Below are 21,418 nucleotides of genomic sequence, written 5' to 3' on the forward strand. Positions count from 1 at the left end.
TAAGCGATAGCAAACAGCTCAAAAGTCGGCCCGGTAGAAAAAAAGATGCTTAAACGTCATAATAGGCTTATCGAGTTGAAGGGGTTGCTACCATGTTTGTTTTTGATAAGCATATGTTCATCACATTATGCATTGGTTTAATAGGTGCTGTGATTTTTCAATTTTTACATATACCGATGCCTTGGTTGTTAGGAGCGATTACAGCGGTGCTCATCGTGCAGCTATCAACCAATGTCCAGTTAAAATGGCATCATTCTTTCCGTAATTTTGGTTTAGTTGTAGCAGGGTATTCTATCGGCTATGCCTTTACACCAGAAGCTGTACAGGATATTAAGCTTTTTTTAGGAAGCATGGTCGTGTTAAACATCCTATTTATTTTGCTATTTTTTGCGGTGAGTTTTCTTGTTGCAAAGCGTACCGATTTGGATTTTGCGACTGCCTTAACGTGCTGTGTACCTGGGGGCATGTCACAGGTTGTGGCATTTGCGGAGGAGCAAGAAGACATGGATATGGTGGTCATCACGTTCTTTCAAATCCTTCGTGTTCTTTTAATCGTTGGCTTTGTTCCTTTAATGGTGTCAGGAGCAGGTGGCAATAGTTCTATGATTGATGGAGCGTATACATGGAACCTTGTTGGCATACTTGTTGTATGTGGTGGCGCAGGGTGGCTGGCACAAAAGCTAAAAATTCCAACAGGCTATATGCTTGGCCCAGTGTTTTTATTAATGGGTATAAATATGGCAGGGGTGGAAGTGCCGAAATTACCGCTATCATTACTACATATCGCCCAACTCATGCTTGGGATTTATATTGGGTTGTTATTGAAAAAAGAGGATTTACATTTATCGAAGAAGCATATCTTTTATGCATTTGTCTCAGCAGGCATTTTTATCGGGGCAGCCTATGGTTTAACATTTGTGATGACAGCGTTGTACAGCCTTGATTTTAGGACAAGCTTTTTAAGTATTGTTCCTGGTGGTCTTGATCAAATGGGAATTATCGCCGCATCTGTACATGCCAATGTCACAATTGTTACGGCTTTTCAGCTATTTCGTGTACTAGTGGTCTCAATTCTCCTTGTGCCTGTGGTGAAAATATTTGTGAAAAAAGTGAAAACATGAGGGGGGATGAATCAACCTCTCATGTTTTTCTTTGTGCTAATTCCGATCATTCATACAATTTTTTAGTATAGAATTATTGAATAATGATAAATGAACGTTAAATTTTCCCTTTCCAAATAATCTGAATAATGTTATGATAGTTATAACTATTATGAACGGAGGTGAAAAGGAATGAATAAAAACGCTACGAAAACATGTGTAAAAGTGGATACAGCTATGTATTTTGCACGTGTGATTACTTTCGATTTTGCGAACAACGGGATAGGTCTGTCCATTTTTAAGCAAAATCAAATAACAAACGTAGCGAATTAACCATTCTTTTTCACACATATAAATGAGAAAAAGACTGCTTGTTAAGGAGCAGTCTTTTTTGTGGTCTAAAGATGTTTTCGCACGTTTCATTGGAGGAAAAAACGATGCAAATGAAAGCTGAACAAATCCAAAAAATTATGGGTGGGAATATATTATTCGAGAATTTACAGCTAGAGGTAAATAAAGGCGAGCATGTGGCCATTGTTGGCGTGAATGGCAGTGGTAAAACGACTTTATTACAGCTACTAGCAGGGGTAGAGGTGCCTGAAAAAGGTCGAATTATTAAAAGTAAAGAAGCGACGATTGGCTACTTACACCAAATTCCACACTACCCACAGCATGCTGTGAAAGAAGTGCTAGAGGAAGCATTTGCGGATATTTATGCAATTAAGGGAAAAATGACGGCACTTGAGCAAGAGATGCAGTCGACTGTCACAGATAAAATACTCTTACAATATGGTCAACTGCAGGAGCAATTTATGCTAGCAGGGGGCTATGAAGTAGATGCCCAGTTGGCAATGATTGCAAATGGACTGGGTATAGTAGATTTGCTGGAACAACCTTTTAGTAGCTTAAGTGGTGGAGAAAAAACAAAGGTTATGCTTGGACAAATTTTATTGAAAAAGCCCTCTATTTTGTTATTAGATGAACCAACGAACCATCTGGATATGCAAGCCATTGAGTGGCTTGAAAATTATGTGCGAAACTTTGAGGGGATTGTCATTGTCGTATCCCATGATCGTCAATTCATGAATCAAGTAGCCCAGAAGATTATCGAAATTGAGGATGGGGAGGCTTTTACGTATAACGGCCATTATGATGCTTTTATAGCACAAAAAGAAGCAAAAATTGAACAACAGTTTGCAAACTATGAAGAGCAGCAAAAGAAAATTAAAAAGATGCAAGAAACGATAAAACGATTAAAGCAGTGGGCGAATGAGGCGAATCCACCAAACGCCTCGATGCATCGACGTGCAAAAAGTATGGAAAAAGCATTAGCACGTATTGAGCGAGTTAAGAAGCCAATCACTAAAAAGAAAATGAATTTAGCGTTAACGATGGCTGAGCGTAGTGGCAAAGAGGTAGTGCTTTTACAAGATCTTCATCATGGCTTTGATAAGCCTTTATTGAAGGACAGCAATCTAGCTGTTTATTTTGGAGAAAGATTAGCAATTGTTGGGAGCAATGGTAGTGGAAAATCAACATTATTAAAAATGATGTTAGGTGAAATCGTTCCTAATCAGGGAGTGTGCCATATTGGGAGCAATGTGAAATTTGGCTACCTCTCCCAACAATTTGAACATCAAAACCCTGCTATCCGATTAATTGATGCCTTTCGTGAACGTGTCGCCGTGTCAGAGGCGGAAGCCCGTCATATACTCGCACGATTTTTGTTCTATGGCTTTGATGTTTTTAAAAAAGTGAAGGACTTAAGTGGTGGAGAGAAAATGCGTTTACGTTTAGCACAATTAATGCATGAGGATATCAATGTCTTAATCTTAGATGAGCCCACAAACCATTTAGATATTGAAGCAAGAGAAGTATTGGAAGAAACACTAGAATCCTTTGAAGGCACGATTATTGGGGTGTCACATGACCGTTATTTCTTACAGAAAATTTTCTCGAAAACGGCGTGGATTGAAAACCAAACGATTCAGGTTTTTGAGGGAGATTATGAGTGGGCTAGACAAAAACGACAGGAGTTCGCAAAGAAAACGATTGAACAACAACCTGCGAATAAAACGCAGCCAGCAAAAAAAGAATTAACGATTGAACAACAAATTGAAAAATTAGAGATAAAACTACAAGCACCATCGCTTGCTAATGAACAACGGCAGAAGCTTGAATTGCAATTAGAGCATTTATATGAAAGATGGTTTGAAGGGGGAGCGGAGCATGTTTAATTTAGAACGCATTATGCAGCTTGATATAGATTATGTGAAGAGTTTTAGCGAAGTGGAGGTTTGGAAGGAGGGGGCCTTATTTTACAATCAGGCTATCCCAACCTATTATGATGCAAATCATGCACAGATTTGGGGGAAGATTGAACAGCCGGATCTGTTTTTACAAAACATCAAAGATTTCTACCAATCAAAGTCTCTGATTCCACGAATTTATTTGTATAATCTTGAAGAAAACCATTTATGTATAGAGGCATTAGAGACTTATGGCTTTCAATATGAGCAATTTGTGAATGAAATTCAGTGCTGGAACGGTGAATATACGCCACTTCCACCTAATCCTGCCATCCAAATTGAGCGTGTAACGGATGTGAATATGGAGGAAGCATTAGCAGTAGAAATGAGCATTGCTGCTTTTGGGGAGCCTTCTTTAATAAAAAAAGCATTTGAGCAAACGTATCATTCACCACATTTTACGTATTATTTATTAAGACTAGATGGAGTGGCGTGCTGTTCGGCAAATATTTTTATATCAGGAAATCAAGGAAGGATCGAAAGTGTTGTAACAACGGAAAGCTATCGAGGACGTGGTTTAATCGGCTATATGTTGCAGCATATCCAACAGCAATCAGTCAAGCTGGGATTGGACAATCTTTGGATATTACCGATTAGTGAACAGGTTGCCAAGGTCTATGAAAAGGCAAATTTTCAATCGGTGGGCTCCATTGCATCCATCCATGCATTTACTGAAGGGAAGAGCATTCAAGACATTCGCCAACAGGCTTAAATAGCTACACATAAAGATCGCCAAATTCCTGTAGTGCTTACAAGGAATTTGGCGATTTTTTAGAACTGTACTTGCCAATTTTGATTACAAGTTGCTTGGATGCAGGGATGCTTTAAAATATAATCAGCAATTAATTCAGTCATATCCATTTGTATTTCTTTTACAACGGGGCGAGTTCTTAAAAAGTCAAAATTTCCTGCTCCTGTAGCACGATAGCTGCTCATTACGACATTAAATTCCTCACCCTTATTAATAACCTTGCCGTTGTACAATAGTTTCGTCACACGTTCTCCAATAGGTTTGGATATGTCAAAGCTGTACTCGATTCCCTCCCACATATCATAATTATAGGGCTGTGCCTTAGGATGCAGAAAAGCTTCTGCGACTTTTAGCTGTCCTCCCTCGACTGTAAAATAGCTAGCCGATTGTTCAAGGGCCTGTAAGATGTCCTGTCCAGTTAATCGAAGTACCTTTAAAGTATTGGCATAAATGTAGTTTGTAACAATATCACGCATGGTGACAGCTTGCTTTAAGCCACCTCGTTCATTATGAAAAAGAGCCGTACAAGAAATTGAAGCCCCAGACACCGCCATTTGAATGCGATTAATAAATTCTATATAAGGATGTTCTTGAATACGCGCCAGAAAAGGATTTTCGATTTGCAAATCTCCTTCAATCACGCCAATCGTTTCATCTAACCAAGCTTCGGTTTTTTCAAATGTAGGAGAGATGATCTGGCAAACGGATTTTTGAGGTATCGTGTTTTCCGAGCTATAAATAAGTGCAGGTGTATGAGCAATGGATTGAATCGTATGTTGCTCATCCATTACAACCTCTAGTTCAATCATTGCAATGCAAGTCCCTTTAGAACCAGGCTGAACAATAGATTTCCCATTGATCTTTGTGCTAATCTCTCGATGTTGGTGACCAGAAATGATAATGTCTACTTCTTCAATTTCTGCGCACATGCGGTATCCTTGATTTTCACCATCTTCTGCTTCGAGTAATTCTCCCGTTTCAAGATTTCGTTCAAAGCCCCCATGATAGCAAAGAATAAGCACGTCAATTTGTTCATTCGCACGAATCCATTTTGCCCAGTAGCTAGCACTTGAAAAGGCATCCTCAAAGTGAAGTCCCTGGATATGTAGGGGTTCCTCCCATTTTTTCACAAAATGTGTTGTCACACCCAAAATAGCTAGTCGAACGTCCTCTATTTCTTTTATTATATAAGGCTTCGTAAAAGGTTTGCCATCCTCCGTAACAATATTCGCTCCCAGCCATGGGAAATTCGATTGGCTTATAACGGATTGTAATGTCTGTTGACCATAATTAAATTCATGATTACCGAATACCATGGCATCGTATTGAAGCTCATTGGCGACCTGAATCAATGGATTGAGTTCCTGAGCTTGAAATTTCTGATGGTAAAAAGTCATGGGACTTCCCTGAATAAAATCACCATTATCAATTAAAAGGGTAGGCATTTCAAGTCTTTTTTCTTCAATGATGGTTGCGAGCTTTGCTAAGCCCAGTGCTTCATGATAGTCGTTTCGGAAAGTAGTGGGCATTATATAGCCATGAATATCGCTAGTGGCAAGTATTTGTAAGGTTTTTACTGTCATATGTGATCCTCCGATCATTAGTATACCCATAGTATATAAAGTTATAGCTAGAAAATTAGTGTATTTACAATATCAAAATACTATTTTACGAATTAGACACATATATTTACTCTCTTTTAATACTAGGAAAATATTTACTGTTTATACTGAGGAAGCATTTCAAAAATGGGGAGGATAACACTTTGAAGAAATTACTACTTTTCACGTTAACATGCATGCTTTCTGTATTTTTGATGGCATGTGGAAATGAGGCTTCGAGTACATCAAATACTGATAAAACGGTAGAGACATCTACAGATGCAGGTGGCAATGAATCCGTAGAAAAATTAACGATTGGCTTCGTGCCTTCGCGTAATCCAGATGAAATCATTACAGCAACGGAGCCTTTAAAGGGGTTACTGAAGGACGAGCTAGCAAAATTAGGTTTTGATGTAGAGGAAATCGATATTACGGTAGGTACAAACTTTGAAGCAGTAGGGGAAGCCTTATCCGCAGGTACTACCGATATTGGCTTAATTCCTGGTGGGACTTATGTGCTTTATGATGATGGTGCAGAAGTCATTTTAACCGCTACACGTGCAGGCTTAAATAATGATTCCGATAATCCAGTTGATTGGAATCAAAATAAACCAACTGCGCCGACAACAACACAAGCCACTTCGTATAGAGCCATATTAGTAGCAGGTCCATCTGAGAAAGGCAAGGCATTAGCAGCAAAAGTCAATAACGGTGAAAAATTAACGTTTGAAGATTTAAATGATGTTACTTGGAATGTGATGTCCTCTTCCTCACCAGCAGGCTATATTTACCCAACACTATGGTTACACGAGAATTTCGAAAAGACGATTCCTGATTTAGCGAAGGTTGTCCAGGCAGATTCCTATGGTAGTGCCTTTGCACGTTTAGCGGCAAGACAAACGGATGTTTTGGTCACATATGCAGACGCACGTCGTGATTATGAGGAAAGCTGGCAAGGCGAATTCGGCCGCTCTGCTTCTATTTGGGAGGAGACAGATTTACTCGGGGTAATGCCAGCCATTTATAACGATACGATTAGCGTGAGTAAAAACTCGAAGGTTATGACGGAAGACTTGAAAAAGGCCGTTCAACAGGCATTCATCAATATTGGCAACACGGACAAAGGGAAAGAAGTGATTGCAATCTATAGTCATGAAGGCTATCAGGCAGCAAAGGATCGTGATTATGACAATGAGCGTAAGGCACAAGAATTAGTGCAAAATTTAGGTTCGAACTAATAGTCCGTTATGGTGGTGAAGAATCTGTGACTTGCGGATACCCCGCAGAAAGCAGATTCTTCTTTCATTCTGTGAGATTCTTGTAGAAATGGAGCGGTACAATGATTGAATTTAAAAGGGTAGAAAAACGTTATCCGAATGGCTTACTTGCCTTAAATCAAATTAATCTTCAAATTGAGCAAGGTGAATTTGTCGCCATCATCGGCTTATCGGGTGCAGGGAAATCAACACTGCTACGTTGTATTAATAAAATGCACGATATTACTGGGGGAACCTTGCATGTCAATCATGTGAACGTGCATCAACTAAAGGGCAAGAGCATTCGCCAGCTACGCCGTAATATCGGCATGATTTTTCAATCTTTTAATCTTGTTACGCGTGTATCAGTCTTGAAAAATGTCCTTGTTTCCTTTGTACCAAATATGCCTGTTTGGCGAAAAATTTTAGGTATATTTACGAAAGAAGAGAAGCGTAGAGCGTTAATGGCTCTCGATCAGGTAGGTATTTTGGATAAGGCTTATGTTCGTGTCGATCAGTTATCAGGCGGACAACAACAGCGCGTTGCCTTAGCGCGTACACTTGCTCAAAATCCTCAAATTATTTTAGCTGACGAGCCGGTTGCATCCCTTGACCCCGTAACAGCAAAACAAGTGATGGAGGATTTTAAACGCATTAATCAAGAGCTAAACATGACCATTTTAATTAACATTCATCATGTAGAGCTAGCATTAGCTTACGCAACACGTGTTATAGGCGTGCGTAGTGGTGAAATTGTCTTTGATGGGCAAGCAGATGAAATCAACGAGGAAACGCTTGCCTTCATCTATCACAATACCAATCAAGAGAGAGGCGTAACGAAGTATGCAATGGAAGCTGCTATCACCGAAAAAAATAGTATTGCCTAATGGCAAAGAAGTACTGGAGAAACGTTCGTTCATACCGGGCGTGTGGCTTATTCTATTCATTCTAACCGTACTTGCTATTCGAATTACGGGCTTTAGCCTAGATATTTTAGTTAACCGAATACAACAGTTTTTTGTCATCCTACAACAGATGATTCCGCCAAATTGGGGCTATTTATCAAAGCTATGGCAGCCCCTCTTTGATACGATTAAAATGTCATTATTTGGTTCGATTGCAGGGGCTCTATGTGCCTTACCAATCGCTATACTTGCTGCGACCAATATAACACAGCAGAAAGGATTGGCGATGATGTGCAAGTTTATTTTAAGCTTGCTTCGAACTTTACCAACCTTGATTATTGCTCTAATTGCGACATTTATTTTTGGGCTTGGCACGATGGCAGGCACTGTAGCCATTTTCTTATTTACCATTGCCTATGTTGGCAAGCTATTATATGAGCAAATAGAAAACGCTAATATGGAAGCCTATGAGGCCATGCAGTCGATGGGATTAACGACCATGCAAGCATTTCGTTATGCCATCTTGCCACAAATTCTTCCTAACTACTTGTCGACCTCCTTATTTTGCTTTGAAGGGAACGTTCGTTACGCATCCATTTTAGGGTATGTCGGTGCAGGGGGGATAGGTTTGCTGCTCAATGAAAGCCTAGGGTGGAGAAGCTATGAAAATGTGGGCATGATTTTGTTGATGCTTGTTTGTACCGTTTTTCTCATTGAGACAACGAGTGAATATTTCCGCAAAAAATTAATGTAGAGGTGATGTTATGAATGCTATCGAAAAACAATTACAGTTAGAACCAAATCGACGCATGTCATACATCATGACAATTGGCATTGTATGTCTGTTATTTATTTGGTCTGTAACAACCATTCATTTTGAGAATGTATCGGTAAATGGCACAAAAATTGCTAAAAATATATTCGTAGGGCTGCTGAATCCCGATTGGTCATTAATCATCAATTGGACAACGGCAGGCATCCCTTATTTATTAATCGAAACAATGGCTATTGCGTTTCTTGGTACAATTGTTGGTGCATTACTATCCATTCCCTTAGCCTTTTTGTCGGCTTCTAATATTGTGCCGAAGCCTATTGCTTTTATCGTACGATTGCTGTTAATCATCATTCGTACGATCCCTGCCATTGTCTATGGTCTCATGTTCATCAGAGTCACTGGTCCGGGGCCATTTGCTGGTGTCCTAACCATGTCATTAACCTCCATAGGGATGCTGTCCAAGCTCTATGTTGATGTAATTGAGGATTTAGATAAAAGTATATTAGAGTCGATGGAAGCAATCGGTTGTACATTAATGGAGAAAATACGTTATGGCATTTGGCCACAGCTAACAGCGTTGTTTTTATCCATCGTGATCTATCGCTTTGATATGAATTTGCGAGATGCAACCATACTCGGCTTAGTTGGAGCAGGTGGAATCGGTGCACCATTAATTTTTGCGATGAATGCCTATAAATGGTCTGAGGTAGGATCTATATTATTGGGGCTTGTGCTACTTATTTTAATCGTGGAGTATGTTTCGAATCGCTTGCGAATGAAGCTTGTCAAAGGGTAAGTACGAATTAATGAAAACTAGTAAAATCCTGAATAGTATCGACTATTCGGGATTTTTGTTTTATTGTTAAGAAAGAGGATTTTCAATTATATAAGTTTTTTACTTGAAAAAATGCCGTATTCGATTTATTGTCTTTAGAGATACTTGTTTAATGGACTTGGAGGATATGAAATGCACGGAATTTATATACGCTATAATGTCTCAGAAGAAACCCAAGCAGCACAATGGCCCAAAAAAATGGATGCATTTGCGTATGTTCAACGAGGAAAACCACAACAAGACGATGTTAACTTGCTGTCAAAAGAAGAGCTGAAAAACCATGCCATACGCTATATTAAAAGCTTAAAAGACAATGCAAGTGTACATTTAGTAGAGCAACGCAACGGCGAAATTGAACTTTTTGATCGACGCTATATGGAGTCATTAAAGTTAAAAGAAAGCATCGATTCACAACTTATTAATCTAGAAGAAATACGCTTATTATTGCAATTAATGAATGTCTTGAATTTATCCCATGCTTTTGGAGAAAATGCTGGCAAGCTGCTTCGTCAAATTACGCCATACGCAAAAGAGGTAGAGCACCCAACATTCCAAACAACACGCGTCGAACGCCATTTTTATTCGGAATTAATTGAACAAATTGAAATGGTCTATGCCAGAATTATGCGTCAACACAACCCATCAACTACGGAAATGCAACAATCAGAAAAGCTTTGGACAACAGTCTGTGAGCAAGCAATAGAAAAAGTAGAAGCACGAATCGAACGTTTATCTTCTATCAAATTAAAGCATGAGAAAAATTTACTAGAGTTTAGTCACTTAAAACAGCAAAATATCGAAGCAAAAGAACGCCTAGATTTAGCTGTCAATGAACTGGATGCCATTTTAAATGTATTAGAATCATAAGAAAAGCATGTCTCTGTCAAAATGATCAGAGACATGCTTTTTATGTTGGCGTCGGATAGAGGGACAAAAGTGACGGATAGTACAGTAGATGTAGCGGTTAAAAGTGCAAAAGTGGTGGATAGCCCCGTAAGATTGACGGATAGCTGTGTTTTACTTCGCTTTCTCCTCTGTTTGTTCCCGTTTAGTTTGGCGTGAAAGACGCAGTAAATCCAATCCAAGCAGTACAACAATGATATAGAATAGAGGACTTGTGAACGATAAGCCAATCTGTGACTGACCGCCAAGTAATGTTAAAACAATCCATAACCCGACTGTATACAATGTTAATCCGATATAAGCCTTTTTTGATAATTTTTTATATCTACCCTTGTCGAAGGCTAGTTGAATGATGACAAGTACAACTAATATAAGCAATATTATTTTTTTAGTCAGCATCGCAGCAATAGCTGTATCAGGGAAGAAATCGTTAACGAATAATAACGTAAAAAATACTAGAATAACAAAATTTAAGACTGTTGAAAGCTTCATGCCATATCTCCTTAGTTGTCAGAATACTTTTCTATTGTAACATGGTTCTAATGAAAGCAAAAAATAATACTTTAAAGAAGAGTTTGAAAAATTTTGAAACTTTTCCTGAGGTACATCCGTATAGTAGGTAATATGATGAAAAGGGGTGAGCAACTTGACGCTATTTGGCTATTCACTCGAGCAGATCTTTTTGGTGGTTTTAATTTTCGCCGGCCTTGCCACAGTATTGGTTATGTTTTTTGGTGATGCAGTCGAAGGTATTGGGGAAGGACTGCCCATTTTTAATCCGAGTGTCATTCTATCTTTCATTACGTTGATGTCAGCAGCAGGATTTATTTTAGAAAAACTAGCCTGGTTCTCTAGCGTTTGGAACATCATTGCTGCATGTATTATCGGCGCTATTTTAAGTTCCATCTTTTATTTATTTGTCCTCGTTCCGCTACGTTCCGCTGATGTCTCATTAGCTTACACAGAGGAATCGCTTGGTGGGCAATTAGGAAGAGTTATTGTGCCAATTCCAGTTGATGGTTTTGGAGAGGTTGTCATCGAAACGACAAGTGGCATGATTTCGAAACGGGCAACGGGCTATGATAATGAAGCCATTGACTATGATGAAACCGTGCTTGTGGTGGATGTGAAGGACGGAACACTTTTTGTCAGAACGTATGAGAAAAAATTTGTTTAAAGGAGAGATATGTCTATGTCAACCGATATTTTAATTGTTTTAGGAATTGTAGCATTTGTATTAATTGCCCTAGTAGGCTTATATGTGACAAAATATCGTACTGCGGGTCCTGATGAAGCACTGATTGTGACAGGTAGCTATCTCGGCTCTAAAAATGTACATAAGGATGAGTCGGGGAATCGCATTAAAATCATTCGTGGGGGCGGTACATTTGTATTCCCTATTTTCCAGCAAGCACAACCGTTAAGCTTACTTTCTAGTAAACTAGAAGTGACAACGCCTGAGGTGTATACAGAGCAAGGTGTACCTGTTATGGCGGATGGTACGGCCATTATTAAAATTGGTGGTTCTATTTCTGAAATTGCGACGGCAGCAGAGCAGTTTTTAGGAAAGCAAAAAGCGGAGCGTGAAGCGGAAGCACGTGAAGTGTTAGAAGGTCATTTACGTTCGATTTTAGGCTCCATGACGGTTGAAGAAATTTATAAAAACCGTGATAAATTCTCACAGGAAGTTCAACGTGTTGCTTCACAAGATTTAGCGAAGATGGGTCTTGTCATTGTATCCTTCACGATCAAGGATGTACGAGATAAAAATGGCTATTTAGACTCACTAGGGAAACCGAGAATCGCACAGGTAAAACGAGATGCTGATATTGCGACGGCAGATGCAGAAAAAGAAACACGTATTAAACGTGCAGAAGCGTCTAAAGAAGCACAAAAGGCAGAACTAGAGCGTGCGACAGAAATTGCGGAAGCGGAAAAAGAAAACCAATTAAAAGTAGCTGAATTCCGTCGTGAGCAGGATATTGCCAAAGCGCGCGCTGACCAAGCCTATGAACTTGAAACTGCTCGTGCAAAGCAAGAAGTGACGGAGCAAGAAATGCAAATTCGCATTATCGAGCGTCAAAAGCAAATTGAATTAGAAGAAAAAGAGATTTTACGTCGTGAGAAACAATATGACTCTGAAGTGAAGAAAAAGGCTGACGCTGATCGTTATGCGGTGGAGCAAAATGCTGCTGCAGAAAAAATGCGCGAGCTTGCTCAGGCTGATGCGGAGAAATATCGTATTGAATCCTTAGCAAAAGCAGAAGCAGAGAAAATTCGTTTGGATGGTCTTGCTAAAGCAGATGCAGAGCGAGCACAAGGGGAGACAGAGGCAGATATTATTCGCCTACGAGGTCTGGCGGAAGCGGAAGCTAAACGCAAGATTGCCGAAGCCTTTGAATACTATGGTCAAGCAGCTGTGCTGGATATGGTTGTGCGCATGATGCCAGAGTATGCAAAAGAGCTTGCAAGCCCACTTGGCAATATCGATAAGATTACTGTGGTCGATACTGGTGGTGGGGAAGGCAGTGGCGCCAATAAGGTGACGTCGTATGCAACCAATTTAATGTCTACACTACAAGAAACATTAAAAGAAACTTCGGGTATTGATGTAAAAGAGCTGATCGAAAGCTATGCTGGAAAGCATACATTGCGTCCAGAATTAGAGCAAATTGCTTTAGGGCTTGAAAAAAAGCAAGCACCTGAAGAAACGAAAGAAGCGGTAGAGCAATCCTAATAAAAGCGACCTGATGAATCGTCTCATCAGGTCGCTATTTTTTATTGTTGTTGCTGCCATTCATTTACAAGCAAGCCATAAATAACGTGATCTACATAATGATCGTAGAGCCATTCAGCAGCGCGAATGGTTCCTTCTTGAATGAAACCGAGGCGCTCTGGAATTGCACGGCTTTTGTGATTGGCTTCAGCAACACGAATTTCTACTTTATGAAGCTTCAATGTTTCAAAGGCATATTGCAATAAAGCTTTTACCGTTTTGGTCATGATGCCATGCCCTTGTGCTCCTTCACTCAGCCAATAGCCAATAGTGCCGATTTTATTGCTAGGGTTAATCGTATTAAAGCCTGCAATGCCAACAATTTCATTATTAAAGAGAATGACCAGAGAGAGGCTACTGTTCGCTTTATGCCCCTTGATACAGCCTTCAATATAGGCTTTCGTATCCGCCAGTTCCCTCGTGAAATCTAGCCATGGTAGCCATTCTTTCAGGTATTCCCTTGAGGCATCCGTTAATGCAAAAACCTTCTCTGCATCCTCAGGTGTGATCATCCGTAAAGCTAAATCTTGGTTAATGGTTATTTGCATATTGTTCACCTCATTTTTATTTTAATGCATTGTGCATAAAGCCTTTCATTTCTCGGCTAAGTACGGTTAACTCTTCAATAATTTCGCTGAAATCCTGTACGAGCTGTGCTTGCTCATTCGTTGCATCATTGATTTGTCCCATATTTTGCTTTAAATTATCTAGATTTCTATTAATATTCCGTAAGGACGACTCTATATTTTCAGTAGCACTAGATGTCTCGAAGGACAGTTTTCGAACTTCCTGCGCCACAATATTAAAGCCAGCACCATGCTGTCCAGCGCGAGCAGCCTCGATGGATGCATTTAAACCTAGTAAATTAGTTTGACGAGAAATGCTTTTAATTAAATCTGTCACGGCATTTGTTTTTTCAGAATCCTCTAGAGCATGTTGTGCTTGCTTATTAATTTCCTCACTAGTGGCCGCTAATTCCTCAGAATGGGAAGCAATTGTATGTACTTTATCCTGTAGACTGTTGACGATCTTATCCATCGTACCCATATAATCTTCAAGCTTGAGTTCATTATCTATTGGTAAGCCAAAAGCTAATGCACCTACTACTTGACCATTTTCACGAATGGGGAATGAAAAAGCATTGATTGCTACGCCGTAAACATCCTCTGGTATCACCACATCTGCATTTTGTCCATTAAAGGCGATGAAAACATTTTGGTCATTGGCATTCACTTTTTGTCCATCATGATAGCCTGAATCCACACGTTTACCTGCTAAATATTTAACGACTGTTTCACTTTCCTTTTCGACAACAGCTACAATGGCTTCTTGCTTTAATGCTAGATGAATATAAGGTGTTGCAAGGGCTAAAGCTTCAATAATTTTCATAAAAATTCCTCCAAGTCTAGTCAATGAAAATGGTTGTGTCATCTGTCTTCATTGTGACAATGGTTCTAGATGATTATATTTACTGTAGCACAATATTTGCCAAGTCAAAATAACTATTTATTTTTTATTAAAGGACGATTAAATAAAGTTGGGATGTTTTTATTTGTCAATTATAATTTGCTATTCATAGTGAAAAATGAAAACGTTTTTGTCTAATTTTTGACAAGAGAGACGTGTGTTTTACGAAATATTGTATTAGAATAATAGTAGCATGTGGAAGAAGTGAAGGAGAGCGTTTCATGGACTATATACAAAAGGGTACGAGGGCGTTTCATAAAGCAAATTGGGCCTTATTTTTAGCAGGCTTTATTACTTTTGCTAACCTATATGTAACGCAGCCATTACTACCGACATTTTCAGAAGTATTTCACGTCTCACCAGCTGTAGCAAGTTTATCTCTTTCAGTAACTACCTTTGCGTTAGCAGTGAGTTTAATCATTGTCAGTTCGTTATCAGAAGCATGGGGAAGAAAATCATTGATGACGATTTCTATTTTTGCAGCTTCTATTCTGACCTTGGCACTTGCATTTTCACCTAATTTTGAAACAATTTTAGTTTTGCGTGTTGTACAAGGTATCGTTTTTGCTGGTTTGCCTGCAATCGCCATGGCTTATTTAGGAGAAGAAATGGAACCATCAAGCTTAGGGGTTGCCATGGGCTTATATATTAGCGGTAATTCAGTAGGGGGGCTAAGTGGACGAGTTATTATTGGTACATTAACGGACCATTATAACTGGCATACAGGCATGATGGTGCTTGGAGGAATTAGCCTCTTTGTTAGTATATTGTTTGTCTGGATGTTACCAAGCTCCAAACATTTTAGCGCACGACCTTTACAATTAAAAGCATTGACCAAAACCCTACTGCAACATTTAAGAGATCCTTCTATGCTGTGTCTTTATGGGATGGGGTTTCTATTAATGGGAAGCTTTGTCACACTTTATAATTATATTGGCTTTAAATTAATGGCGCCTCCCTATAATTTAAGTGCAACAATTGTAGGTTGGATATTTGTCATTTACTTAGTCGGGACATTTAGCTCAGCATGGTTTGGTAGTTTAGCTGATCGTTATGGACGACAACAAATGCTTTTGCTGGCCATTGCCATTATGTTTGCAGGAGCCTTAGTGACACTCAATGGACTCCTTACTTTAAAGATTATAGGGATAACAATTTTCACCTTTGGCTTTTTTGCAGCTCATTCAATCGCAAGTGGTTGGGTAAGCAAACGGGCATCACACGATAAAGCACAAGCATCCTCACTCTACTTGTTTTTCTATTATTTTGGTTCGAGTGTTGGAGGAACAATAGGTGGCGTTTTTTGGATGAAATATGGTTGGATAGGTGTTATAGCGATGATTGCGCTGTTTTTATTCATTGCTTGTGTACTATCATTCTTATTAAAGAGATTCATTGTTAGACAACGTATCACAACATGATGTGAGGTGTCATTTTGCAGGAATTATTTTTATATTTTTTCATTATCCTAGCAGCTTCTATTTTACAAACCAGTACGGGATTTGGTTTTTCCGTTATGGCCACGCCTTTTTTACTGTTGCTTTTTTCACCACAAGAGGCGATGCAAATAAATATAATACTGTCCCTTGTTATTTCATTTTCTCTTATATGGAAGGTGAGGCAGGATATTGATGTAGCGTTGCTTAAGAAGGTGATGATCGGTAGTGTTGTGGGGGCTCCTTTTGGTAGCCTACTCTTTGCCTTAGTCGATGTGACGACATTCAAGTTACTCATTGCCATCCTACTAATAGGGCTTACCATTCTCTTGATTAAAAATCTCTCTATTCAACAAACAAGGAGTAGGGATTATGGCGTTGGTTTTATATCAGGTATATTCACAACCAGTATTGGGATGGCGGGACCACCACTGTTACTCTATTTTGCGAGCACACATAGAAATAAAGAAACCATTAGAGCAGTTTCACTAGCCTACTATATTTTTATCTATCTTATTAGCTTACTTTCTCAAGTCATTTTTGAGGGCACAAGTAAAATGGTTTGGGTTTATAGTATGTATGCCTTGCCCATTGTTTTCTTAGGACTTATTTTTGGACAGATGTTATTTACTAGATTAAATCAAAAGCTGTTTAGAATATTAATTTATGTTCTCTTAATAGCAGCAGGTTTCATTTTATTGATCCAAACGATATGGACAATGCTATAAAAAAGAAAAAGAAGTATGGAAAAGATAATTCATTTTCCATACTTCTTTATTGTTAACCCATAATATTGTAGCCAGCGTCGATGTAGATTGTTTCACCAGTAACACCACGGGATAGGTGAGATAGCATCACAATCGTCATATCTGCTACTTCGTCTTGTTGAACATTACGTTTTAAAGGAGCTGTTTCTTCGATTTTGTGTAAAATTGTGTTAAAGGAAGGAACACCTTTTGCAGCAAGTGTACGAATCGCACCAGCTGAAATAGCATTGACGCGAATATTATCTTGGCCGATATCAGCAGCTAAATAACGCATAGAAGCCTCTAATGCCGCCTTTGCCACACCCATAACATTGTAGCCATCAAGCACTCGTTCTGCTCCTAGGTAACTCATCGTAACGATAGAACCACCCTCTGTCATATATGGATGAGCTGCTTTTGCTGTGGAAATAAGTGAATAGGCACTTGTATCTTGTGCGAATGCATAGCCTTCTCGAGTTGTTTCAAGGAAACGGTTGTGTAAATCTTCTGCATGCGCAAAAGCCACTGAATGCACAATCCCATGAATAATGCCAACCTTTGAGCCGATTTCATCAAAAGCTGCTTTTGTGCTGTCATCACTATTCACATCACATTGAACAACAAGAGAATCAGATTGTCCGATATTTTCTAATTGTTTTTGTAATTTTTTTAATGAGCGTTCTTGACGATACGTGAAGATGACATTTGCACCAACGTCAAATAAGCGTTTTGCAATGCCCCAAGCAATACTGCGATCATTTGCTACGCCCATGACAACAATGTTCTTATCTTTTAATTGTAATAAATTATCCATCATTATAAAGAACTCCTTTGTGAGATAATATCTGTTATTAGTACCAACTACTAAAATCTTATCATACATAAAATATCGTTGCAATAACAAGATGAAAAGAGACGCAGTTTACAGAGCAAAAAAAATTCATCTCTTCACAGTAGAGACGAATTGAAAAGTGTGCTATTTTATTTTGTTACATAATGATCATACATATCTACTGCTCGATTAATGGCACTGCTGACAGTGATTCTAAAGCAATTTTGTGACCGAATGACCTGGGCCAATATTTTGATTGCTCTTGTTTGATTTTTATGGAATAAAGCATTGTCAGTTTGAAAATCATCGTCTAAAAAAGCGAGGAAATAAGGTTTTCGATTTTGAGATTTTAACAAATCAGACTCTGCACTTTTTTTAAGTGTATTATACACCCATAAATCAATTGCATTGCCTAATTGAAAGGCAGCAAAATACTGAAAATCATCATTCTCACATTCTTTTATTTTTTGAATTATTTGAATTTTTTGAAGCTCATCTAGTAAGAATGTATTGATGGAATAGTAGATGGCTTTAGAAGGATTGAGAATGAGCTCATCGGTCTGCTGTGATTTTAAGAAAACCCAGTTATTTAACACGTTTGCCCATGCGTCTACTGAATTCAAGCATTTCGCACACACATCTGGAAATATCGATTGCCATTTTGCAGCAAGATTTTTAAATCTATTCATATGGTCTTGGTCAATATAAAATAAACTATGCTCAACTTGTAACTGCTCAAACATTCACATTCCTCCAATAGATTGGTATGTATAGCAATGGACCATATGCTTATTATCTTGATGCAAAAGTTAACCAGTATTTTAATCAATTAAGAAGGCATCCATTGAAGGATGCCTTCTAGGGTATACATCAATTGAAGACTATTCGAATTTTAATGAATCGCCATCGAACGTTTCGTCTGCTACTTTGATAGAGTCTGTTGGACAACCTTCAAAAGCATCTTGCATATCTTCTAATAGATCTTCTGGTACTTCAGCAGTTCCCATGTTATCATCTAAAATAACGAAGGCAATACCTTCATCATCATAATCATAAATGTCTGGCGCTGCGGCTCCACATGCGCCACAAGCGATGCATGTATCTTTATCAACTATTGTGTATTTAGCCATTTTTTTCTCTCCTTTAACGATGTTCCTACAAAGCTTCATACTCATTTTAAAGATGTTTATCTTACATTTCAACTTAAATACTATTAAATTGGAGGAATTTGCGTCAATGTTTCATCAAATTTTATTGCAAATCTTTCAAAAACTCAATAAGGAGCGGACGATTTCGGCTGCCTATCATGTCCTAAGAGGGAAGCGTTCAGGCCAGACAATTCAAGATATTGGTCTTTTTCAACTGCATCAATATTTTGGCCTATTACCTAAACTATCTCGTCCTACATTCGACGAGGCTGTAACCTTATTTATGCAGTATAGTTGGTTAAAAGTGCAGGAATCTGGTCATTTTTACATGGAAAAGCTAGGATTACAACATGCACAACAAACGCCAACCTTTTTCTTTGATGGTTGGCACTATCGAGGAAATGAGCATGTGTTCTTTGCAAGGCTCTCTCTTATTGTGCAAAGTTTGTCACATCAAGCTGCAGCCGTTCGTGCCTTTTCACCGATAAGTAGAGACACAATGATTCAAGCATGGGTGCGATCATTTTTACAGGATCATCATTACAAGGAAGGGCATTTGCAGCAGCAATTATTGGCAGAATGTAACCACGTGCTAAACATTCTCCCTGTTTCAGATGCAAGCAAACAGCTTGTTCTTTATCGTTTAAGTGGTTATCAATTACCAGGATGGACATGGCAACAGCTTGCAGATGAACGGAAGGAAACCGTGCTAGATAGTCAATTGGCTTTTATTGAAACCCTACATATATTATTAAATGAAGTGCAACAAAAAATGGATGATTATCCAATGCTGGGGCATGTGACAGAAGGAATAAAAGTTAAAATATTGCTAACAGATTCTGCGCAACAAACCGCACAATTATATGAACAAGGTTATTCGATGGAGCAAATTGTTCGAATGAGAAAGCTAAAACAAAGCACAATTGAGGATCATTTTGTGGAATTAGCCATGTACGAACCGAACTTTTCTATTGGCCCATTCGTCTCCTATGAAGAAGCTCAAAAAGTGTGGCAGGCATCGAAGCAATATCAAACAAAAAAATTGAAAATATTACATGAAGCTTTAAACGATATGAGTTATTTTCAATTAAGGCTTGTCCTTGCGAAAGGAGAAGTATAAATGGAGCTTGAACAATTATTGCATAAGCATTTTGGTTATTCATCCTTTCGACCAGGGCAGAAAGAGGTCATTGAGGCTTTACTGCAAGAACAAGATGTCATTGCGTTGTTGCCAACAGGGATGGGAAAATCACTTTGCTACCAGCTACCAGCCTATATGTTAGAGAAGCCAGTGTTAATTGTTTCACCATTACTTTCCTTAATGCAGGATCAAGTGGAAGAGCTCCGGCGTTTTGGGGAAAAGAGGGTGGTAGCTTTAAATTCCTTTTTATCTCTAACAGAGAAACGCTATGTATTACATTATTTAGAGCAATATCGTTTTATTTTTACTTCACCGGAGATGTTGCTCCAGCAGCAGGTACAGGATAAACTGGCACAGATGAAGCTAGGTTTAATCGTAGTAGACGAGGCGCATTGTATATCACAATGGGGCTTTGATTTTCGACCTGATTATTTACGGATAGGTGAATGGTTATCGAGAGAAAATCGTCCACCCATGTTGGCATTATCCGCTACGGCAACCAATAAGGTTGTTCGAGATATACGAGAAACTTTATCTCTCAAAGCGCCATTCGAGTTTATGTATAATGTTGACCGCCCGAATATTCATCTAGGTCGTGTAATAGTGGAGGATAAGGCCGATAAAGCTAGATGGCTTTTGCAGCATGTTACAGAAACGGCGGGTCCTGGTATTTTATATGTTTCCTCACGTAAACGTGCGCAACAATATAGTAAAGCCTTTTTACAAGCAGGCATTCGTGTCGCTGCCTATCATGCTGGCTATGGGGCGGAGGACCGTCAATTTATCCAACAGCAATTTATAGCTGGTGAATTGGATTGGATTGTCGCAACGAATGCTTTTGGCATGGGAATCAATAAGCTTGATATACGGCAGGTCATTCATGAATCAATGCCTGCTAATATAGCGAATTATATGCAGGAGATTGGACGTGCAGGGCGTGATGGTCAATCTGCACTTGCCATTTTACTGTATAGTGATGGTGATGAGGAGCTAGCTAAATTTGTTGTGACAGGCGATTTACCAACACTACACCATGTAGATCGCTATCAGGAGCTGCTATCCCAGCAAATACAGCCAGCCCAAATGCTAAAAAACGGGGAGTTGAGTGAGACGGCTTTCCGTGTGTTAGACTATTGGGTTCAACGAGAGTCTACGGAACAAGTAAAAGCTCGACTAAATCATTTAGCCCTAGAGAAATACCATGCAGTGAATGAAATGCTTAAAATCATACAGACAAAAGACTGTATTCGTGAACATTTAGTCGGGTATTTTGGGCAAAAATTGCAGGAAAAACCGGAAAACTGTTGTGAAAATTGTGGAATCCATTATGATGTAATCAAGAAAACACGCTTAAAAGAGAAGAAGAAAGTAGAAATGGCATCATGGGAAAGTCGATTGCAGCAACTATTAATGGGTATTTAGACTAAAACTGACGGT

22 protein-coding genes are annotated in these 21,418 nt (G+C 38.9%); 15 read left to right on the plus strand and 7 right to left on the minus strand.

Going from position 1 to position 21,418, the window contains the following annotated elements:
* The first annotated feature begins 92 nt into the window (after positions 1-92).
* The 4 genes from MHB40_RS07325 (at position 93) to MHB40_RS07340 (ending at position 4,121) form a co-directional block, all read left to right on the plus strand.
* Complete coding sequence (locus tag MHB40_RS07325) at positions 93-1,121, plus strand: AbrB family transcriptional regulator (protein ID WP_342442985.1); 1,029 nt, start codon at positions 93-95, stop codon at positions 1,119-1,121.
* Between the two features lie 171 nt (positions 1,122-1,292).
* Positions 1,293-1,433 (plus strand): RAxF-45 family protein, encoded by a 141-nt coding sequence (locus MHB40_RS07330; RefSeq protein WP_004232534.1) that lies wholly within the window; start codon positions 1,293-1,295, stop codon positions 1,431-1,433.
* Positions 1,434-1,537: 104 nt separating this feature from the next.
* Positions 1,538-3,337, plus strand: a complete 1,800-nt coding sequence (abc-f, locus tag MHB40_RS07335; RefSeq protein WP_342442986.1) for an ABC-F type ribosomal protection protein — start codon at positions 1,538-1,540, stop codon at positions 3,335-3,337.
* On the plus strand, positions 3,330-4,121 hold the full coding sequence (locus MHB40_RS07340; RefSeq protein WP_342442987.1) for a GNAT family N-acetyltransferase: 792 nt from the start codon (positions 3,330-3,332) through the stop codon (positions 4,119-4,121). Before abc-f ends, MHB40_RS07340 begins: the two co-directional genes overlap by 8 nt.
* A gap of 59 nt (positions 4,122-4,180) precedes the next feature.
* Here the strand turns inward: MHB40_RS07340 and MHB40_RS07345 are convergent, their stop codons facing one another.
* A complete protein-coding gene (locus MHB40_RS07345; RefSeq protein WP_342442988.1) occupies positions 4,181-5,743 on the minus strand; it encodes a bifunctional UDP-sugar hydrolase/5'-nucleotidase in 1,563 nt (520 codons plus the stop codon).
* A 215-nt stretch (positions 5,744-5,958) separates the two neighbouring features.
* Between MHB40_RS07345 and MHB40_RS07350 the strand changes: the two genes are divergently transcribed.
* The 5 genes from MHB40_RS07350 to MHB40_RS07370 all read left to right on the plus strand — a co-directional run bounded on the left by MHB40_RS07350 (position 5,959) and on the right by MHB40_RS07370 (position 10,399).
* The gene (locus MHB40_RS07350) at positions 5,959-6,999 is read left to right on the plus strand and encodes a PhnD/SsuA/transferrin family substrate-binding protein (protein ID WP_342443709.1); all 1,041 of its coding nucleotides are present in this window, start codon (positions 5,959-5,961) and stop codon (positions 6,997-6,999) included.
* 101 nt (positions 7,000-7,100) lie between these two features.
* Positions 7,101-7,904: a phosphonate ABC transporter ATP-binding protein gene (gene phnC / locus MHB40_RS07355; RefSeq protein WP_342442989.1), complete on the plus strand. Its 804-nt coding sequence runs from the start codon at positions 7,101-7,103 to the stop codon at positions 7,902-7,904.
* Positions 7,861-8,676, plus strand: coding sequence for a phosphonate ABC transporter, permease protein PhnE (gene phnE / locus MHB40_RS07360; protein WP_342442990.1), 816 nt, complete (start codon positions 7,861-7,863; stop codon positions 8,674-8,676). The genes phnC and phnE (MHB40_RS07360) overlap by 44 nt, the downstream gene beginning before the upstream one ends.
* Positions 8,677-8,686: 10 nt before the next feature.
* Entirely contained in the window at positions 8,687-9,493 is an 807-nt protein-coding gene (gene phnE, locus MHB40_RS07365; protein WP_342442991.1) for a phosphonate ABC transporter, permease protein PhnE, read from the plus strand.
* A gap of 171 nt (positions 9,494-9,664) precedes the next feature.
* Complete coding sequence (locus MHB40_RS07370; protein WP_342442992.1) at positions 9,665-10,399, plus strand: hypothetical protein; 735 nt, start codon at positions 9,665-9,667, stop codon at positions 10,397-10,399.
* 150 nt (positions 10,400-10,549) lie between these two features.
* Here the strand turns inward: MHB40_RS07370 and MHB40_RS07375 are convergent, their stop codons facing one another.
* A complete protein-coding gene (locus tag MHB40_RS07375) occupies positions 10,550-10,927 on the minus strand; it encodes a hypothetical protein (protein WP_342442993.1) in 378 nt (125 codons plus the stop codon).
* Positions 10,928-11,081: 154 nt separating this feature from the next.
* Here MHB40_RS07375 and MHB40_RS07380 point away from each other — a divergent pair, with 154 nt between their 5' ends.
* Positions 11,082-11,612, plus strand: coding sequence for a hypothetical protein (locus MHB40_RS07380; protein WP_004232545.1), 531 nt, complete (start codon positions 11,082-11,084; stop codon positions 11,610-11,612).
* A 15-nt stretch (positions 11,613-11,627) separates the two neighbouring features.
* Positions 11,628-13,172 carry a flotillin family protein gene (locus MHB40_RS07385; RefSeq protein WP_205442325.1) on the plus strand — a complete coding sequence of 515 codons (1,545 nt, stop codon included), beginning with the start codon at positions 11,628-11,630 and terminating at the stop codon, positions 13,170-13,172.
* 41 nt (positions 13,173-13,213) lie between these two features.
* Here the strand turns inward: MHB40_RS07385 and MHB40_RS07390 are convergent, their stop codons facing one another.
* Positions 13,214-13,759, minus strand: coding sequence for a GNAT family protein (locus MHB40_RS07390; protein ID WP_342442994.1), 546 nt, complete (start codon positions 13,757-13,759; stop codon positions 13,214-13,216).
* A gap of 16 nt (positions 13,760-13,775) precedes the next feature.
* Entirely contained in the window at positions 13,776-14,600 is an 825-nt protein-coding gene (locus MHB40_RS07395) for a methyl-accepting chemotaxis protein (RefSeq protein ID WP_205442327.1), read from the minus strand.
* Positions 14,601-14,899: 299 nt separating this feature from the next.
* Between MHB40_RS07395 and MHB40_RS07400 the strand changes: the two genes are divergently transcribed.
* Both MHB40_RS07400 and MHB40_RS07405 read left to right on the plus strand, forming a co-directional pair.
* On the plus strand, positions 14,900-16,099 hold the full coding sequence (locus MHB40_RS07400) for an MFS transporter (RefSeq protein ID WP_205442328.1): 1,200 nt from the start codon (positions 14,900-14,902) through the stop codon (positions 16,097-16,099).
* A gap of 14 nt (positions 16,100-16,113) precedes the next feature.
* Positions 16,114-16,842, plus strand: a complete 729-nt coding sequence (locus tag MHB40_RS07405; protein WP_342442995.1) for a sulfite exporter TauE/SafE family protein — start codon at positions 16,114-16,116, stop codon at positions 16,840-16,842.
* Positions 16,843-16,894: 52 nt separating this feature from the next.
* Here MHB40_RS07405 and MHB40_RS07410 read toward each other — a convergent pair whose 3' ends face one another.
* From MHB40_RS07410 to MHB40_RS07420, 3 genes are all read right to left on the minus strand, one after another.
* A complete protein-coding gene (locus MHB40_RS07410; RefSeq protein ID WP_342442996.1) occupies positions 16,895-17,677 on the minus strand; it encodes an SDR family oxidoreductase in 783 nt (260 codons plus the stop codon).
* 164 nt (positions 17,678-17,841) lie between these two features.
* On the minus strand, positions 17,842-18,435 hold the full coding sequence (locus MHB40_RS07415) for a hypothetical protein (protein ID WP_342442997.1): 594 nt from the start codon (positions 18,433-18,435) through the stop codon (positions 17,842-17,844).
* 138 nt (positions 18,436-18,573) lie between these two features.
* Positions 18,574-18,822 carry a ferredoxin gene (locus tag MHB40_RS07420; protein WP_004232564.1) on the minus strand — a complete coding sequence of 83 codons (249 nt, stop codon included), beginning with the start codon at positions 18,820-18,822 and terminating at the stop codon, positions 18,574-18,576.
* A 106-nt stretch (positions 18,823-18,928) separates the two neighbouring features.
* Here MHB40_RS07420 and MHB40_RS07425 point away from each other — a divergent pair, with 106 nt between their 5' ends.
* Together MHB40_RS07425 and MHB40_RS07430 are read left to right on the plus strand one after the other, a co-directional pair.
* Positions 18,929-19,960 carry a helix-turn-helix domain-containing protein gene (locus tag MHB40_RS07425; protein WP_342442998.1) on the plus strand — a complete coding sequence of 344 codons (1,032 nt, stop codon included), beginning with the start codon at positions 18,929-18,931 and terminating at the stop codon, positions 19,958-19,960.
* Positions 19,961-21,403 (plus strand): ATP-dependent DNA helicase RecQ, encoded by a 1,443-nt coding sequence (locus MHB40_RS07430; RefSeq protein WP_342442999.1) that lies wholly within the window; start codon positions 19,961-19,963, stop codon positions 21,401-21,403.
* Positions 21,404-21,418: the final 15 nt, after the last annotated feature.

The sequence above is a fragment of the Lysinibacillus sp. FSL K6-0057 genome (assembly GCF_038630885.1).
In the GTDB taxonomy this organism is placed as follows: Bacteria; Bacillota; Bacilli; order Bacillales_A; family Planococcaceae; genus Lysinibacillus; species Lysinibacillus fusiformis_F.

Coding starts and splice junctions, on each gene's coding strand:
- MHB40_RS07325 (WP_342442985.1), top strand. CDS start 93: ATGTTTGTTTTTGATAAGCATATGTTCATCACATTATGCATTGGTTTA.
- MHB40_RS07330 (WP_004232534.1), top strand. CDS start 1,293: ATGAATAAAAACGCTACGAAAACATGTGTAAAAGTGGATACAGCTATG.
- abc-f (WP_342442986.1), top strand. CDS start 1,538: ATGCAAATGAAAGCTGAACAAATCCAAAAAATTATGGGTGGGAATATA.
- MHB40_RS07340 (WP_342442987.1), top strand. CDS start 3,330: ATGTTTAATTTAGAACGCATTATGCAGCTTGATATAGATTATGTGAAG.
- MHB40_RS07345 (WP_342442988.1), bottom strand. CDS start 5,743: ATGACAGTAAAAACCTTACAAATACTTGCCACTAGCGATATTCATGGC.
- MHB40_RS07350 (WP_342443709.1), top strand. CDS start 5,959: ATGCTTTCTGTATTTTTGATGGCATGTGGAAATGAGGCTTCGAGTACA.
- phnC (WP_342442989.1), top strand. CDS start 7,101: ATGATTGAATTTAAAAGGGTAGAAAAACGTTATCCGAATGGCTTACTT.
- phnE (WP_342442990.1), top strand. CDS start 7,861: ATGCAATGGAAGCTGCTATCACCGAAAAAAATAGTATTGCCTAATGGC.
- phnE (WP_342442991.1), top strand. CDS start 8,687: ATGAATGCTATCGAAAAACAATTACAGTTAGAACCAAATCGACGCATG.
- MHB40_RS07370 (WP_342442992.1), top strand. CDS start 9,665: ATGCACGGAATTTATATACGCTATAATGTCTCAGAAGAAACCCAAGCA.
- MHB40_RS07375 (WP_342442993.1), bottom strand. CDS start 10,927: ATGAAGCTTTCAACAGTCTTAAATTTTGTTATTCTAGTATTTTTTACG.
- MHB40_RS07385 (WP_205442325.1), top strand. CDS start 11,628: ATGTCAACCGATATTTTAATTGTTTTAGGAATTGTAGCATTTGTATTA.
- MHB40_RS07390 (WP_342442994.1), bottom strand. CDS start 13,759: ATGCAAATAACCATTAACCAAGATTTAGCTTTACGGATGATCACACCT.
- MHB40_RS07395 (WP_205442327.1), bottom strand. CDS start 14,600: ATGAAAATTATTGAAGCTTTAGCCCTTGCAACACCTTATATTCATCTA.
- MHB40_RS07400 (WP_205442328.1), top strand. CDS start 14,900: ATGGACTATATACAAAAGGGTACGAGGGCGTTTCATAAAGCAAATTGG.
- MHB40_RS07410 (WP_342442996.1), bottom strand. CDS start 17,677: ATGATGGATAATTTATTACAATTAAAAGATAAGAACATTGTTGTCATG.
- MHB40_RS07415 (WP_342442997.1), bottom strand. CDS start 18,435: ATGTTTGAGCAGTTACAAGTTGAGCATAGTTTATTTTATATTGACCAA.
- MHB40_RS07420 (WP_004232564.1), bottom strand. CDS start 18,822: ATGGCTAAATACACAATAGTTGATAAAGATACATGCATCGCTTGTGGC.
- MHB40_RS07425 (WP_342442998.1), top strand. CDS start 18,929: ATGTTTCATCAAATTTTATTGCAAATCTTTCAAAAACTCAATAAGGAG.
- MHB40_RS07430 (WP_342442999.1), top strand. CDS start 19,961: ATGGAGCTTGAACAATTATTGCATAAGCATTTTGGTTATTCATCCTTT.